General features: G+C 64.6%; 26 protein-coding genes. 19 read left to right on the top strand and 7 right to left on the bottom strand.

Features of this window, described 5'->3' with window-relative positions; all coding sequences use genetic code 11:
* Position 1 precedes the first annotated feature (1 nt).
* Positions 2-739, bottom strand: a complete 738-nt coding sequence (gene ubiG / locus VVT58_RS09055) for a bifunctional 2-polyprenyl-6-hydroxyphenol methylase/3-demethylubiquinol 3-O-methyltransferase UbiG (protein ID WP_327752712.1) — start codon at positions 737-739, stop codon at positions 2-4.
* A gap of 159 nt (positions 740-898) precedes the next feature.
* On the opposite strand from ubiG, the gene VVT58_RS09050 reads away from it, so the two are divergent.
* From VVT58_RS09050 to VVT58_RS09040, 3 genes are all read left to right on the top strand, one after another.
* On the top strand, positions 899-2,164 hold the full coding sequence (locus VVT58_RS09050; protein WP_327752713.1) for an aspartate kinase: 1,266 nt from the start codon (positions 899-901) through the stop codon (positions 2,162-2,164).
* Positions 2,165-2,278: 114 nt separating this feature from the next.
* Positions 2,279-3,289, top strand: coding sequence for a nitronate monooxygenase (locus VVT58_RS09045; protein ID WP_327752714.1), 1,011 nt, complete (start codon positions 2,279-2,281; stop codon positions 3,287-3,289).
* A 151-nt stretch (positions 3,290-3,440) separates the two neighbouring features.
* Positions 3,441-4,280, top strand: a complete 840-nt coding sequence (locus VVT58_RS09040; RefSeq protein WP_327752715.1) for a hypothetical protein — start codon at positions 3,441-3,443, stop codon at positions 4,278-4,280.
* 171 nt (positions 4,281-4,451) lie between these two features.
* Here the strand turns inward: VVT58_RS09040 and VVT58_RS09035 are convergent, their stop codons facing one another.
* Positions 4,452-4,886: a helix-turn-helix domain-containing protein gene (locus VVT58_RS09035; RefSeq protein WP_327752716.1), complete on the bottom strand. Its 435-nt coding sequence runs from the start codon at positions 4,884-4,886 to the stop codon at positions 4,452-4,454.
* A 102-nt stretch (positions 4,887-4,988) separates the two neighbouring features.
* Between VVT58_RS09035 and VVT58_RS09030 the strand changes: the two genes are divergently transcribed.
* Complete coding sequence (locus VVT58_RS09030; protein ID WP_327752717.1) at positions 4,989-5,729, top strand: SDR family oxidoreductase; 741 nt, start codon at positions 4,989-4,991, stop codon at positions 5,727-5,729.
* Between the two features lie 43 nt (positions 5,730-5,772).
* Here VVT58_RS09030 and VVT58_RS09025 read toward each other — a convergent pair whose 3' ends face one another.
* Positions 5,773-6,444 (bottom strand): winged helix-turn-helix transcriptional regulator, encoded by a 672-nt coding sequence (locus VVT58_RS09025; protein WP_327752718.1) that lies wholly within the window; start codon positions 6,442-6,444, stop codon positions 5,773-5,775.
* Between the two features lie 125 nt (positions 6,445-6,569).
* On the opposite strand from VVT58_RS09025, the gene VVT58_RS09020 reads away from it, so the two are divergent.
* The 5 genes from VVT58_RS09020 to VVT58_RS09000 are packed head-to-tail and all read left to right on the top strand — an operon-like array spanning position 6,570 to position 9,172.
* Positions 6,570-7,010, top strand: a complete 441-nt coding sequence (locus tag VVT58_RS09020) for a VOC family protein (RefSeq protein ID WP_327752719.1) — start codon at positions 6,570-6,572, stop codon at positions 7,008-7,010.
* A 27-nt stretch (positions 7,011-7,037) separates the two neighbouring features.
* Positions 7,038-7,400 carry a DUF1428 domain-containing protein gene (locus tag VVT58_RS09015; protein ID WP_066555377.1) on the top strand — a complete coding sequence of 121 codons (363 nt, stop codon included), beginning with the start codon at positions 7,038-7,040 and terminating at the stop codon, positions 7,398-7,400.
* 10 nt (positions 7,401-7,410) lie between these two features.
* A complete protein-coding gene (locus tag VVT58_RS09010) occupies positions 7,411-8,205 on the top strand; it encodes a VOC family protein (RefSeq protein ID WP_327752720.1) in 795 nt (264 codons plus the stop codon).
* Between the two features lie 11 nt (positions 8,206-8,216).
* Positions 8,217-8,708: a VOC family protein gene (locus VVT58_RS09005; RefSeq protein WP_327752721.1), complete on the top strand. Its 492-nt coding sequence runs from the start codon at positions 8,217-8,219 to the stop codon at positions 8,706-8,708.
* On the top strand, positions 8,705-9,172 hold the full coding sequence (locus tag VVT58_RS09000) for an SRPBCC domain-containing protein (RefSeq protein ID WP_327752722.1): 468 nt from the start codon (positions 8,705-8,707) through the stop codon (positions 9,170-9,172). Before VVT58_RS09005 ends, VVT58_RS09000 begins: the two co-directional genes overlap by 4 nt.
* A gap of 68 nt (positions 9,173-9,240) precedes the next feature.
* On the opposite strand, the gene VVT58_RS08995 is transcribed toward VVT58_RS09000, so the two are convergent.
* Together VVT58_RS08995 and VVT58_RS08990 are read right to left on the bottom strand one after the other, a co-directional pair.
* On the bottom strand, positions 9,241-10,410 hold the full coding sequence (locus VVT58_RS08995) for a pyridoxal phosphate-dependent aminotransferase (RefSeq protein ID WP_327752723.1): 1,170 nt from the start codon (positions 10,408-10,410) through the stop codon (positions 9,241-9,243).
* A 175-nt stretch (positions 10,411-10,585) separates the two neighbouring features.
* Positions 10,586-11,743 carry a pyridoxal phosphate-dependent aminotransferase gene (locus VVT58_RS08990; protein ID WP_327752724.1) on the bottom strand — a complete coding sequence of 386 codons (1,158 nt, stop codon included), beginning with the start codon at positions 11,741-11,743 and terminating at the stop codon, positions 10,586-10,588.
* Positions 11,744-11,893: 150 nt separating this feature from the next.
* Between VVT58_RS08990 and ptsP the strand changes: the two genes are divergently transcribed.
* From ptsP to ftsH, 6 genes are all read left to right on the top strand, one after another.
* Positions 11,894-14,170: a phosphoenolpyruvate--protein phosphotransferase gene (gene ptsP, locus VVT58_RS08985; RefSeq protein ID WP_327752725.1), complete on the top strand. Its 2,277-nt coding sequence runs from the start codon at positions 11,894-11,896 to the stop codon at positions 14,168-14,170.
* Between the two features lie 114 nt (positions 14,171-14,284).
* On the top strand, positions 14,285-15,229 hold the full coding sequence (locus VVT58_RS08980; RefSeq protein ID WP_327752726.1) for a RodZ domain-containing protein: 945 nt from the start codon (positions 14,285-14,287) through the stop codon (positions 15,227-15,229).
* Positions 15,230-15,329: 100 nt separating this feature from the next.
* Positions 15,330-16,223, top strand: coding sequence for a tetratricopeptide repeat protein (locus VVT58_RS08975; protein WP_327752727.1), 894 nt, complete (start codon positions 15,330-15,332; stop codon positions 16,221-16,223).
* 7 nt (positions 16,224-16,230) lie between these two features.
* Positions 16,231-17,175, top strand: a complete 945-nt coding sequence (gene tilS / locus VVT58_RS08970; RefSeq protein ID WP_327752728.1) for a tRNA lysidine(34) synthetase TilS — start codon at positions 16,231-16,233, stop codon at positions 17,173-17,175.
* A 133-nt stretch (positions 17,176-17,308) separates the two neighbouring features.
* Positions 17,309-17,500, top strand: a complete 192-nt coding sequence (locus VVT58_RS08965; RefSeq protein ID WP_066555398.1) for a hypothetical protein — start codon at positions 17,309-17,311, stop codon at positions 17,498-17,500.
* A gap of 75 nt (positions 17,501-17,575) precedes the next feature.
* Positions 17,576-19,525 (top strand): ATP-dependent zinc metalloprotease FtsH, encoded by a 1,950-nt coding sequence (gene ftsH / locus VVT58_RS08960; protein ID WP_087574812.1) that lies wholly within the window; start codon positions 17,576-17,578, stop codon positions 19,523-19,525.
* 339 nt (positions 19,526-19,864) lie between these two features.
* Here ftsH and aroB read toward each other — a convergent pair whose 3' ends face one another.
* Together aroB and VVT58_RS08950 are read right to left on the bottom strand one after the other, a co-directional pair.
* Positions 19,865-20,974, bottom strand: coding sequence for a 3-dehydroquinate synthase (aroB, locus tag VVT58_RS08955; protein ID WP_327752729.1), 1,110 nt, complete (start codon positions 20,972-20,974; stop codon positions 19,865-19,867).
* Positions 20,965-21,513: a shikimate kinase gene (locus VVT58_RS08950; RefSeq protein ID WP_327752786.1), complete on the bottom strand. Its 549-nt coding sequence runs from the start codon at positions 21,511-21,513 to the stop codon at positions 20,965-20,967. The genes aroB and VVT58_RS08950 overlap by 10 nt, the downstream gene beginning before the upstream one ends.
* 81 nt (positions 21,514-21,594) lie before the next feature.
* On the opposite strand from VVT58_RS08950, the gene VVT58_RS08945 reads away from it, so the two are divergent.
* Genes VVT58_RS08945 through VVT58_RS08930 form a run of 4 tightly spaced genes read left to right on the top strand, consistent with a single transcriptional unit; the run spans position 21,595 to position 25,473 of the window.
* Complete coding sequence (locus VVT58_RS08945; RefSeq protein WP_327752730.1) at positions 21,595-21,786, top strand: hypothetical protein; 192 nt, start codon at positions 21,595-21,597, stop codon at positions 21,784-21,786.
* Between the two features lie 5 nt (positions 21,787-21,791).
* Positions 21,792-23,600: a hypothetical protein gene (locus VVT58_RS08940; RefSeq protein WP_327752731.1), complete on the top strand. Its 1,809-nt coding sequence runs from the start codon at positions 21,792-21,794 to the stop codon at positions 23,598-23,600.
* A complete protein-coding gene (locus tag VVT58_RS08935) occupies positions 23,600-24,517 on the top strand; it encodes a tyrosine recombinase (protein WP_327752732.1) in 918 nt (305 codons plus the stop codon). The genes VVT58_RS08940 and VVT58_RS08935 overlap by 1 nt, the downstream gene beginning before the upstream one ends.
* 11 nt (positions 24,518-24,528) lie before the next feature.
* On the top strand, positions 24,529-25,473 hold the full coding sequence (locus VVT58_RS08930) for an acetyl-CoA carboxylase carboxyltransferase subunit alpha (protein ID WP_327752733.1): 945 nt from the start codon (positions 24,529-24,531) through the stop codon (positions 25,471-25,473).
* Positions 25,474-25,533 lie beyond the last annotated feature (60 nt).

The raw sequence follows: 25,533 nt of genomic DNA, 5'->3' as shown, positions 1-25,533 counted from the left end.
TTCACCCCTGCCGGTGGCGGGCGGTCAGCAGATAGTTGATCGCCTTGTTGGACGAGAGGATGAAGCCCTTGGCGGGCGTGAAGCTGAGGCCGGTGCTGTCGGTGACTTCCAGGCCGGCGTCCTCCAGCAGCTTCGTCAGTTCGTCGGGGTTCAGGAATTTGTGCCAGTCATGGGTGCCCTTGGGGATGCCGCCGATGCTTTCGCCAATGGTGATCATGGCGAGGCGGGAAAGGGGCGTGCGGTTGGGCGTCGAGAGGATCAGCAGGCCGTCGGGCGCCAGCCTTTCCGCCAGCGCGGCGATGAAGGCGGCGGGGTCCGTGACATGCTCTATCACTTCCATCGATGTGACGAGATCGAAGCCGGTTTCCTCCAACTGCTCCACCGGGGTTGCACGATAGTCGATGGAGAGGCCTTGCCCCTCGGCATGGCTGCGCGCCACGGCGATATTCTCCTCCGCAGCATCGAGCGCCGTCAGCTTCGCGCCCATGCGCGCCAGCGGTTCGGAGAGCAGCCCCGCGCCGCAGCCGACGTCCAGCGCCCGCCGGTCCGCGAGCGGTCGAAAGCTGTGGCTATGCCCCGGCCAATGCCGGTCGATGGCGTCACGAATATAGCGCAGGCGCACGGGGTTGAGCTTGTGCAGCATGGCGCTGCTGCCCTTGGGGTCCCACCAGTCGGCGGCCATGCTGCCGAAATGCGCGGCTTCGCGGGGATCGATGGTGCTGGAAACGGTGTTCGCCATGGCTCCCTGCTATCAGCGTCCGCACGTCCGCGCCACCTGTGCTTTGCTGGTGCGGGGGTTGGGAGGTTGCCATATTCGCCGCTGCTGCTAATAGGAGCGCCGTTTTTGTGCCCATATTGGGCATTTTCTTTCTTTTCAGCAGGCGGGTTCGACAAGCAAATGGCGCGCATCGTGATGAAATTCGGCGGCACCTCCATGGCGGGGATGGAGCGAATTCGCAATGTGGCCGCGCGAGTCAAACATGTCGTCGAACAGGGTCATGAAGTCGCCGTCGTCGTCTCTGCCATGGCGGGCGACACGGACCGGCTGGTCGGATTCTGCAAGGAAGCCTCGCCGCTCTACGACCCGGCGGAATATGACGTGGTGGTCGCCAGCGGCGAGCAGGTGACGAGCGGCCTGCTCGCCATGACGCTGAAGGCGATGGGCGTGGATGCGCGGAGTTGGCTCGGCTGGCAACTGCCGATCCGTACCAACGAAGCGCATTCCAAGGCGCGCATCGGGGAGATCGACACGAACGACCTGCTCGCTTCCATGCGATCGGGCACGGTCGCGGTGATTCCCGGCTTCCAGGGCATGATGGAGGATGGCCGCATCTCCACCCTGGGCCGTGGCGGATCGGATACCTCGGCCGTGGCCGTGGCGGCGGCGCTGAAGGCGGATCGCTGCGACATCTATACCGACGTCGATGGCGTCTACACCACCGATCCCCGCATCGTGGCGCGGGCGCGCAAGCTCGACCTCGTCACCTATGAGGAAATGCTGGAGCTGGCGTCGGTCGGCGCCAAGGTACTCCAGACCCGCTCGGTCGGTCTCGCCATGAAGGAAGGCGTGATCGTGCAGGTGCTTTCCTCCTTCGATGATCCCACCCAGGATGACCTCCCCGGCACGCTGATCGTCAGCGAAGAGGAACTGGAAGCCAAGCTCAAGGAAGACAAGATGGAACGTCAGCTCATCACCGGCATCGCCCATGACAAGAATGAGGCGAAGATCACCCTGACCCGCGTGCCGGATCGTCCGGGCGCCGTGGCGCACATCTTCGGGCCGCTGGCCGATGCCGCGATCAATGTCGACATGATCATCCAGAATGTCGGCCGCGACAAGGGCGAGACCGATGTGACCTTCACCGTGCCCGGCGCGGACCTGGCCCGCGCGCTGGACGTGCTGGAGAGCCAGAAGGACGTGATCGGCTTCAACCGGGTGATCCCGGATACCAAGGTGGCGAAGGTTTCCGTGGTCGGCGTGGGCATGAAGAGCCATGCGGGCGTGGCTTCGACCATGTTCAAGTCGCTGGCCGATCGCGGGATCAACATCCTCGCCATCTCGACCAGCGAGATCAAGGTGTCGGTGCTGATCGACGAGGATGAGACCGAACTGGCGGTGCGCGTGCTGCATACCGCTTATGGGCTGGACGCGCCGGTCGCGTAAGCCTCTTTACTAACGTCGTCATTCCCGCGAAGGCGGGAATCCATCTCCAACGCCATCCCCGGTCACGACGCCGGGAGATGGATCCCCGCCTTCGCGGGGATGACGGGAACAAGAATGAGCAAGACGAAACTGCAATCCCTGATGGCCCGCGGCACCGAATTTCTGGGCTGCGACGTCGCGATCATGTGCGGGGCGATGAGCTGGGTTTCGGAACGGCATCTGGTGGCGGCCATTTCCAATGCGGGCGGCTTCGGCGTGATCGCCTGTGGCGCCATGACGCCGGACCTGCTCGACAAGGAAATTGCGGCGACCAAGGCGCTGACCTCCAAGCCCTTCGGCGTGAACCTCATCACCATGCACCCGCAATTGTTCGAACTGATCGATGTCTGCGCGAAGCATGAGGTCGGGCATGTGGTGCTGGCAGGCGGCCTGCCGCCCAAGGGCAGCATCGAGGCGATCAAGGCGAAAGGCGCGAAGCTGATCTGCTTCGCGCCGGCGCTGGCGTTGGCGAAGAAGCTGGCACGGTCGGGCGTCGATGCGCTGGTGATCGAGGGCATGGAGGCGGGCGGCCATATCGGTCCGGTGTCCACCAGCGTGCTGGCGCAGGAAATCCTGCCCGAAATGGCGGCGCAGCTTCCGGTGTTCGTCGCGGGCGGAATCGGGCGCGGCGAGCTGATCGCGGGCTATCTGGAAATGGGCGCGGCGGGCGTGCAGCTTGGCACCCGCTTTGCCTGCGCGAGCGAGAGCATTGCGCATCCCAACTTCAAAAAGGCTTTCTTCCGCGCTTCGGCACGCGATGCGATCGCCAGCGTGCAGATCGATCCGCGACTGCCGGTCATTCCCGTCCGCGCGCTCAAAAATGCCGGGACCGAGGCCTTTACCGCCAAGCAGCGCGAGGTTGCCAATCTGCTGGACAGCGGAGCGGTCGACATGGGCGAGGCGCAGCTCCAGATCGAACATTATTGGGCGGGCGCGCTGCGCCGCGCGGTGATCGACGGCGATGTCGAGGGCGGATCGCTGATGGCCGGGCAGTCGGTCGGTATGGTGTCCAAGGAAGAGTCGGTGACCGACATCATCGCCCAGTTGATGGACGAAGCGGCGGTGGCGCTGGAGCGGCGCGGCTAGGGTTGTTCACGCCGACCCTGTTCTTGTGCAGGGAAGCGGCGGGATGAAATGAATCCCTTGCCGGATGGGCCGGGTTCCGTTCCGGTCGTCAGGAACGCATGGCTTTGCCATGAGTTTGTTCTGTCCGGATAATGACCAAAGGGATGTAAGGGTGCCGTTGCGTACCGTCGTTCGCCGTTTTCATGAGCTTGCATCTGTCACGGCGCTCGCGCTGATCGCTGGCTGTTCCACGCCCGAGAAGGCGCCGCCGCCCACGCCGCCGCCCCCGGTGGTGCCGACGATCAAGCCCCTGCCGCCCATGGGCGCGGTCGAGGAGATGAGCATTCCGGAAGTGGGCGACGACGGCAAATATCTGACGCCCAATCGCGGAGTGACGGCCAATACCGCGCTTTGGCATGTGCGCATGGCGCTGAACGTCGCGGCGCTCTCCTGCCATGGCGTCTACGAACCGGCGCGCATCCAGTATAATCAGATATTGCATGTGCATGAGGCGGCGCTGCGGGAGGCGAATGCGGCCGTCGACCGCAATTATCTGGTTGCTTACGGCACGGGCGGGCTCAAGGCGCGGGAGTTGCTGAATACCGTCGTTTATAATTTTTTCGCCCTGCCGCCAGTGACGAAAAGCTTCTGCCCTGTCGCGATCGAAGTGGGGGCGAAGGTGCTGGCGATGCCGTCGAACCAGTTGCTGGCCTATGCGCCAGAGGCGCTCACGGCGCTCGAAAAGCCGTTCCAGGATTTCTACGCGGCCTATGCCGATTATCTGCGGCGCCTGGCCGAGTGGCAGTCGCGCTTCGGCGGCACGGTGACGGTGGTGGTGTCGCCCACGCCGCTGCCGCCGCCGCCCACGCCGCCCAAGGAAGTGGCGTCCGGTTTCGTTCCCGCCGCCCCGGTGACGCCGCCTTCGGCCATGGCGCGGGGCGCGCCGGTACGGGTCGAGGTGCCGACCTTTCCGCTGACGCCGATGCGGGAAACCTTCATTCCCGTGCAATAGAGCATCGTGCGGAAAAGTGGGAACCGATTTTCCGCTTAAAAGGATGCGACCACAAGGAATTAGAGCGCGCGCCCTGCGTCTGATTGAGCGCAGCGCGTTCTCATTATCTTTTGTTTTCCGCATTCTGCGAGCCATCGGCTGTTCCAGCCGATTTCAGAATGCTTTAGCCCGTCAGTCGCGCGCGTCGAAGCGGCGGCGGGATTCCTCTACCGCGTCCAGATTGCGCTCTGCCCAGACCCAGACGCCGCAAAAGGCGGCGCTGAGACTGTCGCCCAATGGGGTCAGGGCATAGTCGACGCGAGGTGGCACCACTGGATGGACGGTGCGGGTGAGGAGGCCGTCGCGTTCCATCTGGCGCAGCGTCTGGGTCAGCATCTTCTGGCTGATGCCCTCCACCTGCTGCGCGATGCGGGTGAAGCGCAGCGTGCCCTTTTCCTCCAGCAGTTCGAGGACCAGCAGCGTCCATTTGTCAGCGATGCGGCCGATCAGATCATTCACCAGCCGCTCGATTCGCGGGTCGAGCGGCGCTTCGGGATTGGTGTCGATGAAGCTTTCCGCTTCAGCGATCTGATCGGGAGCGAAGCGTTTTTCCAACGGATTTGCCATTTCTTACCTTCGAGTATGTATGGCACTTCGCGGTGCCTTCTTTCCAAAAGAGAGCGTAACCCTAAATTGCGGTTCACACCATGGCTTTACAGGAGACGACCCATGCAGAAGAGCGGCAACACCATCCTCATCACCGGCGGCGGTTCGGGTATCGGCGCTGCGCTGGCGCATGAATTCCACGCAGCGGGCAACCAGGTCATCATCGCGGGGCGGCGGCAGGCGGCGCTGGATGCCGTGGTCGCGGAGCATCCGGGCATGGCGGCCCTGACCGTCGATATGGAAAATCCCGAAGCGATCGCAACCTTTGCCGGGAAGGTGGTTTCGGATTTCCCGGCGCTCAATGTCGTGATCCATAATGCCGGGATCATGACGGTGGAGAATCGGATCGACCTGGCCGTTGCAGAGGCCACCATCGCGACCAATTTGCTGGGGCCGATCCGGCTGACCCATGCTTTGCTGCCGCATTTGCTGGCGCAGCCCGTCGCGACGCTGATGACGGTGACGTCGGGACTGGCCTTTGTCCCGCTGGCGGCGACGCCGACCTATAGCGCGACCAAGGCGGCGCTCCATAGCTGGTCGCTGTCGATGCGCGAACAGCTCAAGGGCACCAGTGTAGAGGTGATCGAACTGGCCCCGCCGGGCGTGCAGACCGACCTGATGCCGGGCCATGCGGAAAATCCGCAGATGATGCCTCTGGATGCGTATATCGCGGAGGTCATGGGCCTGCTGGGGCAGGAGCCTGCCCTGGAGGAAATCTGCGTCGAGCGGGTGAAGTTCCTGCGCGATGCGGAGCGGCGCGGCGAGTTTGCGCAGGTGTTCGGGATTTTGAACGCGGGGCATTGAGCGGAGAATGTCTACGCCGTCCTGATCCTGGGTGGGTTGGTCCTCAAGAAGCTGGCGTGACCGTCGAAGGCGCTTTGGAGGGCAAGGGGAAGAGGCGGACGAAGCGCCTTGCCAACGCCTTGTCTCCCTCCACCTGAAGCGCGTCCGCGACATCCTCAAAAGTGAGATCGCCATAGATCACGGCGGCCAGCGCATTGCGGTCGCCGGACAGGATCGCGTCCGCACCGGCCGCTTCGCCGCGCTCGGCCGTGAAATCGCCGTCCTTCAGGATCAGGCGGAATTCCTCCTCCCCGAAGCGCAGGCCGATGGTGGCGTTCAAATCACCGATGCGGCCGCGGTCGATCATGGTGCGCAGCGACAGGATCACCGACACGTTGCTCATCGGCATGCCCGGTTGCATCGTGGGCGAGCGGGAGGCCCAGCGGCCCAGCACCTGGAACAATATTTCCGACTCGCGGCCCCATTGCGTCAGCTCATAGATCTGGCTGGCGGCGGGCGGGGGCAGGCGGCGGCGGATGAGGATGCTGGTGGCCTCCAGCTCCTCCAGCCTTTGCGTCAGCACATTGGCGCTGATTCCGGGCAGGCTGGCGCGCAGATCGGTGAAGCGCTTGGGGCCGAGCATCAATTCCCGCATGATGAGGAGAGCCCATCGGTCCCCGATCAGGTCCAGCGCATGGGCCGTCGCGCAGCCATCCTGATATGCCCGTTTTTTCAATCGCCTGCGCCTTTGGTTATTTTTTATAACTTATAAGTTGTATAAGATAATTTGCGAGTGCATGAAGTTCAAGCCAGTGAGTCGCATCGACGACCCTGCAACGGATAATCCCGAGGAGATGTGTGATGTCGAACGCCCCCGCTCCCAAGATGATTTTCGTGAATCTGCCGGTGACGGACCTGCCTGCCTCGATCGCCTTCTATGAGGCGGTGGGCGCGGTCCGGAACAATGATTTTGCCGATGACAGCGCGCAGATGTTGAGCTTTTCGGAAAGCATCCATGTCATGCTGCTGACGCATGAGCGGTTCACGAGCTTCACGCCGCGCAAGATTCCCGATGCGCATGAAACCGCGCAGGTGCTGTTGGCGTTGAGCGAAGCGAGCCGGGCGGATGTCGATGCGACGGCGGACAAGGCGCTGGCGGCGGGCGGGACGGAGCCCAATCCGCGGCAGGACCATGGTTTCATGTATGGCCGCAACTTTGCCGATCTGGACGGCCATATCTGGGAAGTGGCGTGGATGGATATGGAAGCGGCGCTGGCGGCCAATAAGGAAGCGGCCGCCTGAACTCTGCCTTTTCTGAGGAGAGATGCGATGAGCTATATGGACGGTTTCGTGATCCCGGTGCCCAAAGGGAACAAGGAGCGGTATAGGGAAGTGGCGGCCTATGCCGCGCCGATCTTCATCGAACATGGCGCGCTGCGGATCGTCGAATGCTGGGCGAACGACATCAAGCCGGGGAAGGTCAACGACTTCCGTACCGCCGTCATTGCGGAGGAGGATGAGGAGGTCGTCTTTTCCTGGATCGAATGGCCCGACAAGGAAACACGTGACGCGGGCGCGGAGAAAGTCATGAACGACCCGCGGATGCAGCCCAAGGAAGGGGAGGACATGCCCTTTTCCGGCGCGCGGCTGATCTATGGCGGGTTTGAGGTGCTGCTGGACGCCAAGGCTTGAGGAGGCTGGGATGACCGATCTGAACGGCAAATTCTTCTGGTATGAACTCATGACCAGCGATCCCCAGGCGGCGATCGCCTTTTATGGCGGCATCGTCGGCTGGACCGCGCAGGCCTTTGGCGGTGGTCATGACTATAAGGTGATTTCGGGCAGTGCAGGGCCGATGGGCGGGATCATGGCGATCCCGGCGGAAGCCAGGGACTGCGGCATGTCGCCCTGGTGGGGCGGCTATGTCGGCTCTGCCGATGTGGACGCCGATGCGAAGCGGCTGACCGAGGCTGGGGGAACCTTGAAGCGGGCGCCGGAGGATATTCCGGGCGTCGGGCGTTTCGCGGTGATGGCCGATCCGGGCGGAGCCGTGTTCATGCTGCTCAAGGGTTCCAGCCCTGACGGGATGGACGCGCCGTCCCCCATGGCGAACGGGCATGTCGGCTGGCATGAACTGTATAGCGGCGATTTCGACGCCGATCTGGCCTTTTACACGGGCCAGTTCGGATGGGCGAAGGGCGAGGCCATGGATATGGGCGAGATGGGCAGCTATCAGCTTGTCTCCCAGACCGGCGGCACCGACTTCCAGAGCATGACCGGCGGCATCATGCCGCGTCCCAAGGAAGTGCCCGTTCCGGCGTGGCTTTTCTATTTCGTCGTGCCGGATATCGACGCCGCGACGGAGAAGGTGAAGGCTGGCGGCGGCGCCGTGCTGAATGGGCCGATGGAGGTGCCGGGCGGCGCCTGGATCATCCAGGCGACCGATCCGCAGGGCGCGATGTTCGCGCTGGTGGGCATGCGCTCGGCCGAGGGATAGGGAGAGGAACCATGTCAAAAATTTCACCCTGCCTGTGGTATAACGGGCAGGCGGAGGAGGCTGCGCGCTTCTACGTCTCGATCTTCGGCGGGTCGGTGGATTTCATCAGCCGCTATCCTGATGACAATCCCAGCCCCAGCCCGTTCAAGGGCGGGGATGTGCTGCTGGTCGAATTCACCCTGTTCGGGGACAGCTATCAGGCGCTCAACGGCGGGCCGAAGTTCGGCTTTACCGAGGCGGTGTCGTTGTCCGTTTCCTGCAAGGATCAGGCGGAGATCGATCGTTATTTCGACGCCTTGACCGCCGATGGCGGTTCGCCGGGGCCGTGCGGCTGGCTGAAGGACAAATATGGCCTGTCCTGGCAGTTGGTGACCCAGGAGATCATGGACCTCTACAAGACCGGCGACCGGCCGGGCATCCAGCGGATGATGACGGAGATGATGACGATGCAGAAGCTGGATACCGCCCGGATGAAGGCGGCTTTCGAGGGAAAATTGCCATGACCGTGGCGGAGTTCGAACTGTCGGTGACGTGCCATATCGCCGCACCGCGCGGAATCGTATGGAAAGTGTGGACGGACCTGAAGGATGAATGGTTCTGCCCCAAGCCCTGGCGCGCCGAGGTGATAGAGGAGGTTCTGCGGCCGGGCGGACGCAGCGCGGTGCGCATGTTCGGTCCCGATGGCGAGGATACGGGGCCGATGGAAGGGATCATCCTGGAGGTGGTGCCGCAGGAGAAGGTCGTGACGACCGATGCCTATGCTTCGGGATGGATTCCGCAAACGCCCTTCATGACGGCGATCTGGAGCTTTGCCGATGAGGGGGAGGGGACGCGCTTTACCGCGGCCGCGCGCCATTGGGATGCCGAGGCGCTGGAAAAGCACAAGGAAATGGGATTTCATCCGGGCTGGGACCAGATGGCCGAGCAATTCAAGGCGCTGTGCGAAACATCTGCCGCCAGTGCCTGAAACGAAATGACTAAAAAAAGGGCGTCCGATATGCTGGACGCCCTTTCCTGTTTAGCGCGGCGGGCCGATCAGGCCTTGTAAACCTTCTCCACGGCGGCGCAGAACTTGGCCATGTCGTCCGCCGACCCGACGGTGACGCGTGAGACGGTGGGCCAGATCGGCCAGGCGCGGCCGATCTGCACCTTTTCCGGCGTGGCCAGGAGGGCGGTCTGAATCTCCTTGGCGGTCTTGGTCTTCCAGTTCACCATGAACATATTGGCCTGGCTGCCGGGATGCACTTCGATCCCCTTCTTGGTGAGCCAGGCAATGGTTTCCTCACGGTTTGCGATCATCTCTGCGCGGCGGGCCTTGATGAGCCCGGCTTCGGGATAGACCGCATTGCCGCAGGCCATGGCCGTGATCGACAGGCCGCCCGCCGTGGGTCCGAACAGGCCGATGCGCTTCTGGATTTCCGGGTCCGCGAAGGTAAGCCCCAGGCGCACGCCCGCCATGCCGAACAGCTTCGAGAAGGTCCGCATGACGATCAGGTCCTTGCGGCCCGCGACCAGCTTCGCCGCGCTCTGCGCTTCGGAGAAGTGGATATAGGCTTCGTCGACCAGCAGGATAGAATCTGCGGGTTTGTTGGCGAGCAGCCATTCGATGTCGGCCAGCGGCGTCACGGTGCCGGTCGGATTATTGGGCGAGCAGATATAGTAGAGGCCCGCATTGGGGTTGGCGGCCAGCATCGCCTTGACGTCATGGCCCTTGCCGATGGCCTGCGGCGCCTTGGCGATGGGCGCCTTCAGATAATCGGCTGTGCGCCAGGCGGATTCGAAGGTCGGATCGGCGGTGACGAGACCCTTGGTGGGCGAGCAGAAAGCCGCGACCGTGCTGACCAGCGGACCGCCCGAACCCGGCCACAACATGACGTGCGATTCCGGAATGCCCTCCACCTTGGCGACGGTGGCGATCAGGTCGCCCTTGTAATTGTCCGGGTCGTACCAGTTGCCGACCGCAGCGGCCTTGGCGGCGGCCTGGACGCCGGGTTCGAAGGGGCCGGTCCAGCATTCGTTGGAGCCGATGCGGACCGCGCCCTTGATGCCGCGAGCGGCCTGCTGCTGTGCGAAGGCAGGCTGGATCAGCAGGTTGCCGGCTGCTGCCCCGGCCGCCATCAGGGCGGAAATCTTGCCGATCGTGCGGCGGGAATAGCCCCGTTCGATCAGGTCTTCGCGGGCGTGTTTTTCCAACATCATGGTCATGTCGTCTGTTCCCCTTGTTGTTCCACAACTGCGCATATTCCACGGGGAGAAACGAAAAGGGCGGCGCATTTCCACAATGCGCCGCCCCCGATTCTCGAAATTTTATGCGGTTACTGAGCATTCTGAAGTCGGCTGGACAGCCGACGGCTCGCAGAATGCGGCAAAAGCTAACCGATCAGGCCTTCCAGACCTTGTCGATGGCATCGCAGAAGGCCTTCATCTCTTCCGCTGAGCCGACCGACACGCGGGACACATTGGGCCAGATCGGCCAGTTGCGCCCGATCTGCACCTTTTCGGCCAGAATCGCGGTCTGCATGTCCTTGGCGGGCTTGCCCCAATCGACCATGAACATATTGGCCTGGCTGCCCGGAATGACCTTGATCCCCTTCTTCTTGAGATGGGTGATGGCCATTTCGCGGGCGGCGACCATTTCGGCGCGGCGCTGCTTGATCAGATCGGCCTGGGCCACCGACACCGTGCCGCAGGCGACGGCGGTCATCGGCAGCATCGCCGTCACTTGTCCCCCGTCATAGCGCATCATCTTTTCCATGATCGCCGGGCTGGAGAAGGTAAGGCCCAGCCGCATCCCCGCCATGCCGAACAATTTGGAGAAGGTGCGCAGGATCAGCACGTCGTCACGGGTCGCGGCCATCTTCGCTGCGTTCGGGCCGTCGAACCAGTGGATATAGGCTTCGTCGACGACCAGGATCGCGTCCTTGGGCTTGTTGTCGGCCAGCCACTGGATATCGGCCAGCGGCGTCATTGTGCCGGTCGGATTGTTGGGCGAGCAGATATAATAGACGCCCGCATTGGGATCGGCCGCCAGCATCGCTTTCACGTCATGGGCATAATCCTTGGTGAGCGGCACCTTCGTCACCTTGGCGCCCAGCCAGTCGCCCGTGCGCCAGATCGCTTCATAGGCAGGGTTGCCGGTGACGATGCCCCGCGAGGGCGAGGCATAAGCGACGGCGACGCGGCTCAGCGGGTCGCTGGAGCCGGGCCAGGCGGTGATGCGATCGGCCGGGATGCCTTCGACGGCGGCGACGGCGGCGAACAACTTGGCATGTTCGTCATTGGGTTCGTAGCGATTGCCCTCCTGCACCAGCTTGAAGGCGGCTTCCGCAGCGACGGGGAAGGGGCCGGTCCAGCATTCATTGGCGCCGATGCGAACCGCGCCCTCGACCGGCTTGGCGGCTTGCTGCGCCATGGCGCCGGTGACGCGCAGGGCGGCGGCGCCCGCGCCCAGCAAGGCCGCGACCTTGCCCATCTGGCGGCGGGAATAGCCCCGGTCGATCAGATCCTGTTCGAACGCCTTATTGTCGATTTCTGCCATATGCTCGTCTCCCTGACTCGCTGACTTTTGAGATTTTACGGCTGTAAACGAAATCGGGGTCCATTTCCGCTATGCATATGGTGGAAAATCCGCCGAAGCCGCACATATTCGCCTTGGAAAGCGGGCGCGCGATCTGTTAGCGCTTGGCACATGCCCAGCACGCCCGCCGCCGCCGCCCGCCAGATTCTCATCCGCCTGCAGGAAGTCATGGCCGCGCGCACCAGTGCGCAGGCAAAGCTCAACAAGGTGGTCGAGATCATCGGGAAGTCGCTGTCGAGCGAGGTCTGCTCCATCTATCTGGTGCGCGAAGGGGTGCTGGAGCTGTTCGCGACGCGGGGATTGAAGCAGGAAGCCGTCCACGTCACCCGCATGGCGATGGGCGAAGGCCTGGTCGGCATGATCGCCACCAATGTCGAGACGCTCAACCTGGACGAAGCGGCCTCGCATCCCGACTATAGCTATCGCCCCGAAACGGGGGAGGAGCTGTTCCACAGCTTCGCGGGCGTGCCGATCGTGCGGCGGGAGCGGGCGATCGGCGTACTTTGCGTCCAGCATGTCGAGCCGCGCCGTTATGAAGAGGTGGAGATAGAAGCGCTGCAGACCGTGGCGATGGTGCTGTCCGAACTGATCGCCAATGCCGAACTGGCCGACGACGGGCCGGCGGATTCGCGGGTGCAGGACACGGGAACGTCGATCCTGCATGGGCTGCAACTGGTGATGGGCATGGCGCGGGGTCATGCGGTGTTCCACCAGCCGCGCGTCCATATCGAACATACTGTTGCGGAGGATACGGAAGCCGAACGCCAGCGCGTCATTTCCGCTTTCACCAAGATGCGCGAACAGATCGACCGGATGACCGGCACGGCCGAGTTCGGCACGGAGGGCGAGCATCAGGAGGTGCTCGAAACATACAAGATGTTCGCCTATGACGAGGGGTGGATCAGGCGGATCAACGAGGCGATCGACAGCGGCCTGACCGCCGAAGCCGCCATCGAGCGGGTGCAGCAGCGCACCCGCATGCGGATGCGGCAGATCGACGACCCGCTGCTCCAGGACAGGATGCACGATCTGGAGGATATGGCGAACCGGCTGCTGCGCATCGTGTCGGGGCAGTTGGGGACGGCGGCGCAACTCGGTCTGCGGCAGGACGCCATCCTCATCGCGCGCAATCTGGGGCCGGCGGAACTGCTGGAATATGACCGGCGGCGCCTGAAGGGCGTGATCCTGGAGGAAGGATCGCTGACCGCCCATGTCACCATCGTCGCGCGGGCCATGGGCGTGCCGGTGCTGGGGCGCGTGCGGGATGTTCGTCACCTGCTGAATGAAGGCGACCTGATCCTGATGGATGTGGCCGACAACAATCTGCTGATCCGTCCGACGCCCGACATGGAAGAGGCGTTCGAGAACAAGCTGCATGTGACGCAGAAGCGCCGGGCCGAATTCGTCGCGATGCGCGATCTGCCGTCCGTCACCACCGACGGGCAGCGGATCGAGTTGATGGTCAATGCGGGGCTGCGGGAGGATGCGCAGGCGCTAGACATTGTCGGCGCGGACGGCATCGGCCTGTTCCGTACCGAGTTCCAGTTCCTGGTGTCCGCGACCCTGCCGCAGCGGGAAAAGCAGCAGCGGCTCTATCGCGATGTGCTGGATGCGGCGGGGGACAGGCCGGTAATCTTCCGCACCGTCGACATCGGCGGCGACAAGGCGCTGCCCTATATGCAGCGCGATGCGGATGAGGAGCTGGAGGATAATCCCGCCATGGGCTGGCGCGCGCTGCGGCTGGCGCTGGACCGGGACGGGCTGATGAAGGCGCAGGCCCGCGCCCTGCTGGAGGCCGCGGCGGGCAAGATATTGTACGTGATGTTCCCGATGGTGTCCGAACCGTGGGAATATGATCAGGCATGGGCGTTGGTCGAGCATCAGCGCGAATGGCTGGTGGCGCAGAAGAAGAAACTGCCGGTCGCGATCCGCTATGGCGCGATGCTGGAGGTGCCGGCTCTGGCCGAAGTGCTTGACCTGCTGTTGCCGAAACTCGATTTCCTTTCGATCGGCACCAACGACCTGACGCAGTTCCTGTTCGCCGCCGACCGCGCGCATCCGCGCCTGGCGGAGCGCTATGACTGGCTCAGCATCGCCATATTGCGCTTCCTCGACCGCGTGGTGCGTGCCTGCGAGGCCTATGAGGTGCCGGTCGGCGTTTGCGGCGAAATGGGCGGGCGCACGCTGGAGGCGATGGCGCTGATCGGCCTGGGCGTAAGGCGATTGTCGATTACCCCTGCCTCGGTCGGGCCGGTCAAGGCGATGATCCGGACGCTCGATGCGGCGGAACTGCGCAAGGTCATGCGCGACCTGCTGGACAAGGGCGTTACGGATATTCGTTCGGCCCTGGTCGACTGGGCCGGTGAACATGCTATTGAATTGAATTAAGGTGCAGACCCAATGGGATTGCAGCGGCGCATCCGGCCCGATCGGTCCGACGCGGCGTTGACAATCCCTGTCCCGCAATGAGACAAGGCCGGCCTTCAAAAGTCACGGAGCAGCATGGCAGAAGAAGCTGAACAGGAACCCGGCGTCGCGGCGTCGGAACAGCAGCCCAACACTCCGGGCGCGCGTTTGCGTGCCGCGCGGGAGGCGCAAGGGCTGTCGATACAGGATGTCGCCACCCGTACGCGCATTGCCCAACGGCAGTTGGAGGCGATCGAGCGAGACGATTATGCCGCCCTGCCCGGCATTCCCTATGCGGTGGGCTTTGCCCGCGCCTATGCCCGCGCCATCGATGTGGACGAGGTGGCGATCGCCGCCGATGTGCGCAATGCCGTGCATAATTCCGAACTGGGCAGCAACCGCTATGAAGCGTTCGAGCCGGCCGATCCGGCGCGCGTGCCCTCGCGCGCTTTGGCCTGGACTGCGGCGGCCATCGTCGTGATCCTGGTGGCGGGCTTTGCCGTGTGGCGTACGCAGGTGATGACCCCGCCGACGGGGGATCAGATTGCCGCGCAGCAGGCTGCGCCGGCTCCCGTCACGGCGAAACCGGCGGCGGGCGCGCGTCCTGCCGCGCCGGTGGCGCAGACGGTCGTGTTCACCGCCAATGACGATGTCTGGCTGCGCATCTATGATGAGGCTGGCGAACGGCTGAAGGACGGGCTGATGAAGAAGGGCGAAAACTTCACTCTTCCCGCCAATGCCCGCAATCCGATGATCCTGACCGGGCGGCCGCAGGCGTTGACCGTGACGGTCGGGGGCAAGCAGATCGCGCCGCTGGGGCCGCCGGATCGCACCATTGCCGACGTGCCGGTCAATGCCGAGGCGCTGCTGGCCCGCGCGGCCCCTGCTGCGGCGGCGGGCGCAGGGCCAGCGGGGAGCGCTCCGGCCCCGGCTGCCACGGCGCCGATTTCCACTGTCCCGGTTTCCAGTGTCCCGGTTTCCAGTGGGCCGGTTACGCCTGCGCCTGCCGCCCCGGCTCCGGCGCCTGCCGCAGCCGATTGATCCGTTCAGGGGCGATTCAGCGGAATTTGGCGCAAAGTCGCGCTTTACCGGGCGGATTATCGCCCTATGGTTAAGACCGAATTTCAAGTCGGGGATCATCATGCGTAACGCTTTTTTCGCGACGGCAGCACTGGCGCTGATCGCGCTCGCGCCGCCGGTCGCGGCCCAGAATGTCAGCGTCGATGTGCGGGTCGACCGGCTGGAAAAGGAAATGCGCGCGGTGCAGCGCAAGGTGTTTCCCGCCGGCGCGCCGCTGGAGGCGGAGATCACCCGCCCGGCCGCGCCTGCGATGGTGCCGGGGTCGCCATCCTCGACGCCGGTTGCTGACCTGACGGCGCGGGTCAATGCACTGGAATCGCAGCTTGCCTCCATCACCGGGCAGGTCGAGGAAAACAGCTTCAAATTGAAGCAGTTGGAAGATGCGTTCAACCGCTATAAGGCGGAACAGGCCGCGCCCGCCGTGGTGCCGCCGCCCGCCATGGGTCCCTCGGCATCCGTCGCGCCGGCGCCCACCCGGCCTGCCGCGCCCCGCACCGCCGCCAGTGGCGCGAGCGAGGAGCGCAAGGCCGCCGTCGCCGCGATCGAGCGGCCGTCGACGGGCAATGAGGCGGATGACGCCTATACCTATGGTTTCCGCCTGTGGGGCGCGAAATTCTATCCCGAGGCGCAGGCGCAGCTCAAGGCGACCGTCGACAAATATGGCAGCAGTCCGGTCGCCAGCAAGGCCGCGAACCTGCTGGGCCGCGCCTATCTGGACGATGGCAAGCCGGCGCTGGCGTCGGTCGCTTTCTATGAAAATTACCAGAAGCGGCCCAAGGGCGACCGTGCGGCCGACAGCCTGGCCTATCTGGGCGAAGCGCTGATCCAGCTCAAGAAGCCCGCCGATGCCTGCAAAGTCTATGCGGAGCTGGAGCAGGTCTATGGGGGGAGCTTGTCGAACGGCCTGCGCGGCATGATGGACCAGGGCCGGACCAGGGCCAAGTGCACCGCCTGAAGCCCGCATGGCTGAGGGCGATCTTGTAGCGGAACTGAGCCGTGCGGTCGGCGCGCTGGTGGAGGATTTCGGCGGCGCCCGCTTCGGCGTAGCGGTTTCCGGCGGGCCGGACAGCATGGCTTTGCTCGATCTGGCGGCGCGGGCCTTTCCGGGACGGGTCGAGGCGGCGACGGTCGATCATGGCTTGCGCGACGCTTCTGCCGCCGAGGCCGCCATGGTGGCGGACTGGTGCGGCCAGGCCGGGATTGCGCATGCGACGTTGCATCCGGACGGCGCGGTTCGGGGCAATGTGCAAAGCTGGGCGCGGGCGCAGCGCTATGCGTTGCTGGAACGGTGGCGGGTCGAGCGCGGGCTGGACTGGCTGCTGACGGCGCATCATGCCGACGACCAGTTGGAAACGCTGCTGATGCGGCTCAACCGTGGCGCTGGCGTCGGCGGATTGGCGGGCGTGCGGGCGCGGCAGGGGGCGGTGCTCCGGCCCTTGCTGGGGGTGCGCAAGGCGGACCTGCTTGCCTATGCGCTGGAGCGCGACCTGCCGCATGTTGATGATCCCTCGAACAGCGATCCGCGCTTCGATAGGGCTACCTTGCGCACGGCGCTGAGCGGGGTGGACTGGATCGACGTGGCCGCGGCGGGGCGCAGCGCAGCGGCGCTGGCGGAGGCGGAGGAAGCGCTGGAGTGGATGGTCGACGGCCTTGAGGCGCGCCATGTCCTGCCGGACGGGGATGGGCTGGCGCTGGACCGGACGGACTTGCCGCGTGAACTGCTGCGCCGGTTGCTCCTGCGGATGGTAGAGCGGTTGCAGCCGGACGCGGTGCCGCCGCGTGGGGAGGCGATCGACAGGCTGATCGCGGCGGCGCGCCGGGGCGAGAAGATGAGCATCGGCCGACTCATTTTGAAGGGCGGGGACCGCTGGACCCTGAAAGTCGCGCCGCAGCGCCGGTGGCAGTGAAGGATCGTTACGGAAAGGTTCCACGGTCTGGCGCGGGACTCCCACAATCCGTCGATTTGAGGGCGCGCAATGACCTTTCCTTAACGCCTATGCTGGTTAATGAAGCTGAGTTGAGCGTGGGAATTTTCGATTCATGTTTGAATTTGCGGCAGTGACCTATGGCCTGCTGGCCAGTGTCATTCTTTCGGCGGCGCAGCGCAATCACAGGATGGAAAGACCCCATCCGCCGATGCTGCTTTATACGGGCTATATGCTCTGTGGTCTGTCGGCCGGGGTCGCGGTGATCCTGGCCTATATTGCCCTGTCGCAATTTGTCGGCGGCTGAACGGCGGCTGCGCATGCGGCTCTGCTTGCGATTTTGCTGCGGCACCCTATCTTGCCGGGTGAAAGAGAGTGCTGAATGAACGACGAGAAGGACCCGCAGGGTAACCCCTGGATCAAGAGCGCGATGATTTGGGCAGGGGTGATTGTCGCCCTGCTGCTCTTCGTCTCGATGTTCGACAGCCGCACGGCGTCCAGCGCCGGGACGGGCATCGCCTATTCCGAATTCCGCGCCAAGGTGCAGGAAGGGCAGGTCAAGGACGTTGCGGTCGCCACCGACCGGATCACCGGCACGCTGACCAGCGGGCAGAAGTTCAGCACCGTTCCGGTGAACGATCCGGGCCTCACGGGCCTGCTGGACGATTATAATGTCAAATATTCCGGCCAGGCGGAGGAGCAGCCGAGCTTCTGGATGATCCTGATCTACCAGTCGCTGCCGTTCCTGCTGATCCTGGGCATCGCTTTCTTCGTGCTGCGCCAGATGCAGAAGGGCGGCGGCGCGGGCGGTGCCATGGGCTTCGGCAAGTCGAAGGCCAAGCTGCTGACCGAAAAGCATGGGAAGGTGACCTTTGATGACGTCGCGGGCATCGATGAAGCCCGCGAGGAATTGCAGGAAATCGTTGAATTTCTGAAGGATCCTACCAAGTTCGCGCGGCTGGGCGGCAAGATTCCCAAAGGCGCATTGTTGGTCGGCTCGCCCGGTACTGGCAAGACGCTGCTGGCCCGCGCCATTGCGGGTGAGGCGGGCGTGCCTTTCTTCACCATTTCGGGTTCCGATTTCGTCGAAATGTTCGTCGGTGTCGGCGCCTCTCGTGTGCGTGACATGTTCGAGCAGGCGAAGAAGAACGCGCCCTGCATCGTCTTCATCGACGAAATCGACGCCGTGGGCCGCCATCGCGGCGCGGGCCTGGGCAACGGCAATGACGAGCGCGAGCAGACGCTGAACCAGCTTCTGGTCGAGATGGACGGTTTCGAGGCCAATGAGGGCATCATCATCGTTGCGGCGACCAACCGCCCCGACGTGCTGGACCCCGCTTTGCTGCGTCCGGGCCGTTTCGACCGTCAGGTCGTGGTGCCGCGCCCGGATATCGAGGGCCGTGAGAAGATTCTGGCCGTCCACATGAAGAAGGTGCCGTTGGCGCCGGACGTCAATCCGCGCACCATTGCGCGGGGTACGCCCGGTTTCTCGGGTGCCGATCTGGCGAACCTCGTCAATGAGGCGGCTTTGATGGCAGCCCGCCGGGGTAAGCGTCTGGTCGCCATGGACGAGTTTGAGGCGGCCAAGGACAAGGTCATGATGGGCAGCGAGCGTCGCTCCATGGTCATGACCGACGACGAGAAGAAGATGACCGCTTATCATGAGGCGGGTCATGCCATCGTAGCGGTTCATGAACCGGCGTCCGACCCGATCCACAAGGCGACGATCATCCCGCGCGGTCGTGCACTGGGCATGGTGATGCGTCTGCCGGAGCGGGACAGCTACAGCTATCATCGCGACAAGATGCACGCGAACATGGCCGTCGCCATGGGTGGGCGCGTGGCCGAGGAGATCATCTTCGGTTACGACAAGGTGTCGTCGGGCGCTTCGGGCGACATCCAGTACGCCACCAAGCTGGCGCGCGACATGGTCACCCAATGGGGCATGTCGGACAAGCTGGGGCCGCTGCAATATGAGGAGCAGCAGGGCGAAACCTTCCTTGGCTATTCGCAGAGCCAGCGCGTCCATATGTCGGACGAGACGGCAAAGCTGATCGACAAGGAAATTCGCGGGCTGGTCGAACAGGGCTATGCGCGGGCGCAAGAAGTGCTGACGGGTCATGAGGACCAGTTGCACCTGCTCGCCAACGCGATGCTGGAATATGAGACGCTGAGCGGCGAGGAGATTAAGACGCTGCTCGACAAGGGTGAGATCACCCGCGACGACGGCACGACGATCAAGCCTTCGGTGATACCGGCGGCGGGGTCTTCCATCCCGAAGACCCGGCGTCGCAAGGGGCCTTTTGGCGACCCTTCGCCTGCAGGGGCTTAAGGTCGGATCAGCGAGATGCAGGAGGGCGCGGCCAGTTGGCGGCGCCCTTTTGTGTTGGATCGTACGATGATCGCGATTGTTCGGTTTTTGGCCAATTGCAGACCCTTCCTCTCCCAGTGGGACAGGGGCTAACGTCCGCGTCCGCCCTTGGCAGACATTCCCGCCTCGGCGTTAGGGCCAATCGACATTCAGCCCTGACGGCCTGCAAATGACGCTTTTCCGTACTTCCGCTGCTCACGTACTTTTAGTACGCTGCGTTGAAGCGAGGCACGTGACTCGCTTCAAGGGTCACGAAAAACCACCATTTTCGGCACGTCATCATCTGAATGTCGATTGGCCCTAAGCCGCCGCCCGATCCTCGTCCATGAATGCGGCGACATCATCAAGCGCCACATCCTTCGACAGGAAGGTCTTGCCGATCCCCCGCGCCAGCAGGAATGGCAGGGTGCCCGCTGCCATCTTCTTGTCGTGCAGCATATGCGCGACCAGCGCCGCGCCGTCCGCCGTGACATGCGCGCTGGTGAGATCATAAGGCAAGCCCATGGCCTTCAGATGCGCCGTCACCCGTTCCGCATCTTCCGTCGTACATAATCCCAGCCGCGCCGAATAGCGGAAGGCCAGCGCCATCCCCGCAGCGACTCCCTCGCCATGAAGCAGGGTTTGGGAAAAGCCCGTATCCGCCTCCAGCGCATGGCCGAAAGTATGCCCCAGGTTCAGCAACGCCCGGCGCCCGGAGGTTTCCCGCTCGTCCTCACCCACGATCTTCGCCTTGGCGGCGACGCTGCGCTCGATCGCATATTCGCGCGCGTCGGCGTCACCGGCGAGCAGCTTATCTCCCTCCGTCTCGCACCAGGCGAAGAAGTCGGGGTCGTCGATCAGGCCATATTTCACGACCTCGGCGTAGCCCGCCCGCGTTTCGCGCACCGGCAGCGTATCCAGCGTCGACGGATCGATCAGAACCAGCGCAGGCTGGTAGAAGCTGCCGATCAGATTCTTGCCTGCCCGCGCATTGATCGCGGTCTTGCCGCCGACCGAACTGTCGACCTGCGCCAGCAGCGTCGTCGGCACCTGGATGAAATGGCAGCCGCGCTTCAGGATCGAGGCGGCAAAGCCCACCAGATCGCCGATCACGCCGCCGCCCAGCGCCACCACATGGTCGCCGCGCTCGATCTCCAGCGCCAGCAGCGCGTCGAGCAATTCCTCCAGATGACGCCAGCTCTTGGTCTGCTCGCCCGGCGGCAGGATGACCGGCTCGACCGCGACATTGGCGGCGCGCAGGCTGGCCTCCAGCCGGGGCAATTGCGCCTTGGCGACATGCGCGTCGGTGACGACCACCAGCCTGCCTTTCCGCGCATAGCCCGCCAGATGCGCGCCCGCCCGGTCCAGCGCGCCCTGTTCGATCACGATATCGTAACTGCGCGCATCGAGCGCGACGCTGACTATTGCCATTGGGAAAGCTGCTCCATGATGCTGTCGACCGCCACGTCATGCGGCGCGGCAGCGCTTTTCACATGAATGGGGCAAAGCGCGTAAACCGGATTGCGGATGGCGGCGAGTTCGGTCAGCACCGCGCGCGGGTCGTTGCCCTTCAGCAGCGGCCGTCCCTCGCGGCGCGACACCCGATCGACCAGCGTATCGATATCGGCATTGAGCCAGATCGCCAGCGCATGTTCCAGGATCAGCGTCCGCGTCTCTTCCTGCATGAAGGCGCCGCCGCCGGTCGCGATCACCTTGGGCGCGCCGTCCATCAGCCTGGCGATCACCCGCCGCTCGCCGTCGCGGAAATAGGTCTCGCCATAGCGTTCGAACATTTCGGTGATCGTCATGCCTGCGGCCTTTTCGATCTCCTCGTCCGCATCGACGAAGCCGACGCCAAGCCGTGCCGCCAGCCGCCGCCCGACGGTCGATTTGCCGACGCCCATCATGCCCACCAGGACGATGGGGCCGCGCTTCGCACGCGCCGCTGCGGATTTGCTGTTTCGCTGCATGGCGAGCGGGGCTATACATCCCCGCGCCGACAAGGCAAATCGCAACTTTCCTTAAGCTTTGGCCCGGCCAGAACAGGACTCATGAAGCGCAACCGTTCCTACAGCAGTTTTGAAGGCAGCTCGCGCCGTCGTCGCGGCCTTTCCCTGCCAATCATTCCGATCATCGCGGTCGTCGTGCTGGTCGCGATCCTTGCCTTGCTCTGGTCACGCGGCGGCGAAAAGCCGCAAGCTCGCGTGGAAAAAGTCATTCCCGCCGAAAAGCTGGGCCAGTAAGCGGCATGCGGCATCGGCGGGTGAACGCGAAATGGGCGCTGGGGACGCTTGCGCTCGCGCTGGCGCTGCCGGTGGTGGCGCAGGAGACGCCCGAATCCCTGCTGCCGCCCGGCTTTGGCGACGCACCCGAAGCGCCACCATCCGGGGCGCAGCGTCCGGCGCCGACAACGCCCGCGCCGCCGACCGGCCCTTCGCCTGCCACGCCGATTTTGCCGCCCAGCTTCGCCGTCTCTGACGAGGCGGGCGCCAATGCGGCGGAACCGATGAGCGAGGAAGAGCTCGCCGCGGAAAAGGCGAAATATGATCTTCCCGAAAATGCGCATCGCTCGCTGGACCGGGTAGGCCCGCTGACGCCCGAGCGATTGGGCCTGGAACCCAAGGCTTTCGGCGCGCAGTCCGGCCAGTTCCTTGCCACGCTGATGAAGGAAACGCGCGCGCCGATCACCTCGCGCTGGGCCTCCATCCTGCTGCGGCGCGCGTTGCTGACCGCGACCGATACGCCAAAGGACATCAACGGCGCGGACTGGGTGGCCGAGCGCGCCTGGCTGTTGCTGCGCATGGGGGAGGCGGACAGCGCGCGCCTGTTGGTGCAGAGCGTCGATTCCGATCAGTTCACGCCGCGCCTCTATGCCATCGCCATGCAGACCTATCTGGCGACGGCCGATCCGGCAGGCCTGTGTCCGCTGTCGGCGGGGGCGCTGCGGTTCAGCAAGGAGCCGGGCTGGGACATGACCCGCGCCATCTGCCCGGCGCTGTCGGGGGATCAGGGATCGGCCAGCGGCGCGCTCAACCAGGCGCAGCGGCGCGGCGTGGTGCGCGGCATCGATTATCGCCTGGCGGAGAAGGTGGTCGGAACCGGTTTCAACGCCCGCCGATCGGTCAAGATCGAATGGGATGCGGTCGACCGGCTGACCGCCTGGCGCTTTGGCCTGGCGACGGCGCTCAATGTCGAAATTCCTGACGATCTCTATGGCACGGTGGGCTCGCATGTTCGCGCCTGGGAAGCGCGCGCGCCCGCGCTGTCGGCTGTCCGCCGTCTGCCCGGTGCGGAAGTGGCGGCGCGGCTGGGGGTTTTTTCCAACAAGGCGCTGGTCGGGTTCTACAGCCAGTTGCAGGCCGACGGTGACGTGCCCGCCAATGCGGCCGACCGGATCGATGCGCTGCGCACCGCTTATGCGGGGACGGGCACCGAAGATCGGTTGCAAGCGATGCGGACGCTTTGGCAGGATGAGGCGCGGCCTGATTTCGTCGGCCTGATCGCGACGGCGCGGGCTGCCGCGGCGCTGCCCGTTTCGGAATTGGGTGCCCGCGATGCGGCCAATCTGGTCGCGGCGATGTTCACGGCGGGCTATGATCGCAGCGCCGCCCGCTGGGCACGGCTTGCGGCCCAGGCGGGTGGCGATGGCGCGGGCGATCTCTGGGCCTTGCTTGCGGTCGGCGCGCCAAGTGCGGTGGTGGAGATTGGCTCGGGCCGCGTTTCGTCCTTCGCCAAGGCTGCCGATCCGCGCAAGACGCAGATGCTGATCGCTGCGCTGGCAGGGCTTTCCCGGCTCAATGCGCAGGACGGCGCGTCGCTGGCGCAGGATAATGGCTTTAACCTGGGCGTCACCAGCCGCTGGACGCGCGCCATCGACGCGGCCGCCGGGCGGGGCGAGAAGGCCAGTGTCGCGCTGCTGGCGGCGGTCGGCATGCAGACGGCCGACTGGAACCGGCTGCCGCCCTTCCACCTCTACCATATCGTCGCCGCGCTGCATCGCGTCGGGCTCGATCCCGAAGCGCGGATGATCGCGGCGGAGGCGATGACGCGGCTCTGATGGGCGAGGATGCCGCGCTTATCGACCGTTTTTTGGAGATGATGGCGGCCGAGCGGGGCGCCTCCCGCAATACGCTGCTGGCCTATCGGGCCGATCTGCTGGGCGCGGGGGAGATTGTCGGCGGCCTTGCCGTAGCGACAAAGGACGGCATAGCCCAACTGGCGACGGCATGGGCGGAACTGGCCGCGTCTTCGGTGGCGCGAAAATCTTCGGCCCTGCGCGCCTTTTACGCCTTTCTGGAAGAGGAGGGGCTGCGGGCCGACAATCCCTCGGCCGCGCTGCCGCGTCCTGTAACCCGCCGGCCCTTGCCCAAGATTCTCTCGGCGCAGGAGGTCGATTCGCTGTTCGTGCTGATCGCCGGGAAGCTGGACGTCGAGCATCCCTCGCCGCTCGACCTGCGCCTGTCCGCATTGATCGAACTGCTTTACGGATCGGGCCTGCGCGCCACCGAACTGGTGTCGCTGCCGCGGCGGGCGCTGGCATCCGACCGGCCCTTCCTGATCCTGAAGGGCAAGGGCGCTCGCGAGCGACTCGTGCCGATTTCGGATCGCGCCCGCGCCGCCGTGGCGGCCTGGTTGCACCATGTGCCCGCCGATAGCCCCTGGCTGTTCCCCTCCGGCAAAAGCCATGTCAGCCGGATTCGCCTCTATCAGATGGTGAAGGCGCTGGCCGCCGCCGCCGGAATCGCGCCAGAGCGAGTCAGCCCCCATGTGCTGCGCCACGCGTTCGCCACCCATTTGCTGGAAGGCGGTGCGGACTTGCGCGCGTTGCAGTCCATGCTGGGCCATGCCGACATCGGCACCACGCAAATCTATACCCATGTCGACAGCCGCCGCCTGGTCGAACTGGTCAACAGCCGCCATCCGCTGGCTTCCATGACGCATCGGCGCGTTGACGGCGACGTGTCTCCGCCCTAACGCCATGCGCCATGGTTAGTTTTCTCGAATTCGAAAAGCCCATTGCGGAGCTGGAAGCGCGGATCATCGAACTGCGCGCGACCGCCAATGCCGGCGATATCGACATCAGCGGCGAGATCGACAAGCTGGAGCAGCGCGCTTCGAAAATGCTGGTCGACACTTATGCGAAACTGTCGCCCTGGCAGAAGACGCAGGTGGCGCGCCATCCCGACCGCCCGCACTTCAAGGATTATGTCGCGGGCATGTTCGACAATTTCATGCCGCTGGCCGGGGACCGCGCCTTTTCGGACGATCAGGCGATCATTGGCGGATTCGCGACGCTGGGCGAACGGCGCTTGGTCGTGATCGGCCATGAAAAGGGCGACGATACGGCCAGCCGCGTTCGCCATAATTTCGGCATGGCGAAGCCGGAGGGTTATCGCAAGGCGATCCGCCTGATGCAGCTCGCTGACCGTTTCGACCTGCCGGTGGTGACTTTGGTGGACACGTCGGGCGCTTTCCCCGGCGTGCAGGCGGAGGAGCGCGGCCAGGCCGAGGCCATTGCCCGCTCGACCGAACAATGTCTGGCGTTGGGCGTGCCGATGGTGGCGGCCGTGGTGGGCGAGGGCGGATCGGGCGGCGCGGTGGCGCTGGCGGCGGCCAATCGCGTGTTGATGTTCGAACATGCGGTCTATTCGGTGATTTCGCCCGAAGGGTGCGCCTCGATCCTCTGGCGCACGGCGGAAAAGGCCAGCGATGCCGCCACGGCGATGCAGGTGACGGCGCAACATCTGAAATCGCTGGGCGTCATCGACCGCATCGTGGCGGAGCCGATCGGCGGCGCTCATCGCGAGCCGGTGCAGGCGATCGCCAATCTGGGCGCGGCCATCGGCCGGGAACTGGATTCGCTCTCCGGCATGAGCGCCGATGCGCTGCGCACCGACCGCGCCGACAAATTCCTGGCCATCGGGGTCTGATCGCTTAGCCTCTATTTTGGGGAACCTGCGCCTGCTATCCCTCGTTACGCCATGGTAACA

This window comes from Sphingobium sp. SJ10-10 (genome assembly GCF_036038995.2).
GTDB lineage: Bacteria > Pseudomonadota > Alphaproteobacteria > Sphingomonadales > Sphingomonadaceae > Sphingobium.
This window is presented reverse-complemented; position numbering and strand designations above follow the sequence as displayed.

Excerpts from the sequence above, each read along its gene's own strand:
- ubiG (WP_327752712.1), bottom strand. The coding sequence starts at position 739 with ATGGCGAACACCGTTTCCAGCACCATCGATCCCCGCGAAGCCGCGCAT.
- VVT58_RS09050 (WP_327752713.1), top strand. The coding sequence starts at position 899 with ATGGCGCGCATCGTGATGAAATTCGGCGGCACCTCCATGGCGGGGATG.
- VVT58_RS09045 (WP_327752714.1), top strand. The coding sequence starts at position 2,279 with ATGAGCAAGACGAAACTGCAATCCCTGATGGCCCGCGGCACCGAATTT.
- VVT58_RS09035 (WP_327752716.1), bottom strand. The coding sequence starts at position 4,886 with ATGGCAAATCCGTTGGAAAAACGCTTCGCTCCCGATCAGATCGCTGAA.
- VVT58_RS09030 (WP_327752717.1), top strand. The coding sequence starts at position 4,989 with ATGCAGAAGAGCGGCAACACCATCCTCATCACCGGCGGCGGTTCGGGT.
- VVT58_RS09020 (WP_327752719.1), top strand. The coding sequence starts at position 6,570 with ATGTCGAACGCCCCCGCTCCCAAGATGATTTTCGTGAATCTGCCGGTG.
- VVT58_RS09015 (WP_066555377.1), top strand. The coding sequence starts at position 7,038 with ATGAGCTATATGGACGGTTTCGTGATCCCGGTGCCCAAAGGGAACAAG.
- VVT58_RS09010 (WP_327752720.1), top strand. The coding sequence starts at position 7,411 with ATGACCGATCTGAACGGCAAATTCTTCTGGTATGAACTCATGACCAGC.
- VVT58_RS09005 (WP_327752721.1), top strand. The coding sequence starts at position 8,217 with ATGTCAAAAATTTCACCCTGCCTGTGGTATAACGGGCAGGCGGAGGAG.
- VVT58_RS09000 (WP_327752722.1), top strand. The coding sequence starts at position 8,705 with ATGACCGTGGCGGAGTTCGAACTGTCGGTGACGTGCCATATCGCCGCA.
- VVT58_RS08995 (WP_327752723.1), bottom strand. The coding sequence starts at position 10,410 with ATGACCATGATGTTGGAAAAACACGCCCGCGAAGACCTGATCGAACGG.
- VVT58_RS08990 (WP_327752724.1), bottom strand. The coding sequence starts at position 11,743 with ATGGCAGAAATCGACAATAAGGCGTTCGAACAGGATCTGATCGACCGG.
- ptsP (WP_327752725.1), top strand. The coding sequence starts at position 11,894 with ATGCCCAGCACGCCCGCCGCCGCCGCCCGCCAGATTCTCATCCGCCTG.
- VVT58_RS08980 (WP_327752726.1), top strand. The coding sequence starts at position 14,285 with ATGGCAGAAGAAGCTGAACAGGAACCCGGCGTCGCGGCGTCGGAACAG.
- VVT58_RS08975 (WP_327752727.1), top strand. The coding sequence starts at position 15,330 with ATGCGTAACGCTTTTTTCGCGACGGCAGCACTGGCGCTGATCGCGCTC.
- tilS (WP_327752728.1), top strand. The coding sequence starts at position 16,231 with ATGGCTGAGGGCGATCTTGTAGCGGAACTGAGCCGTGCGGTCGGCGCG.
- VVT58_RS08965 (WP_066555398.1), top strand. The coding sequence starts at position 17,309 with ATGTTTGAATTTGCGGCAGTGACCTATGGCCTGCTGGCCAGTGTCATT.
- ftsH (WP_087574812.1), top strand. The coding sequence starts at position 17,576 with ATGAACGACGAGAAGGACCCGCAGGGTAACCCCTGGATCAAGAGCGCG.
- aroB (WP_327752729.1), bottom strand. The coding sequence starts at position 20,974 with ATGGCAATAGTCAGCGTCGCGCTCGATGCGCGCAGTTACGATATCGTG.
- VVT58_RS08950 (WP_327752786.1), bottom strand. The coding sequence starts at position 21,513 with ATGCAGCGAAACAGCAAATCCGCAGCGGCGCGTGCGAAGCGCGGCCCC.
- VVT58_RS08945 (WP_327752730.1), top strand. The coding sequence starts at position 21,595 with ATGAAGCGCAACCGTTCCTACAGCAGTTTTGAAGGCAGCTCGCGCCGT.
- VVT58_RS08940 (WP_327752731.1), top strand. The coding sequence starts at position 21,792 with ATGCGGCATCGGCGGGTGAACGCGAAATGGGCGCTGGGGACGCTTGCG.
- VVT58_RS08935 (WP_327752732.1), top strand. The coding sequence starts at position 23,600 with ATGGGCGAGGATGCCGCGCTTATCGACCGTTTTTTGGAGATGATGGCG.
- VVT58_RS08930 (WP_327752733.1), top strand. The coding sequence starts at position 24,529 with ATGGTTAGTTTTCTCGAATTCGAAAAGCCCATTGCGGAGCTGGAAGCG.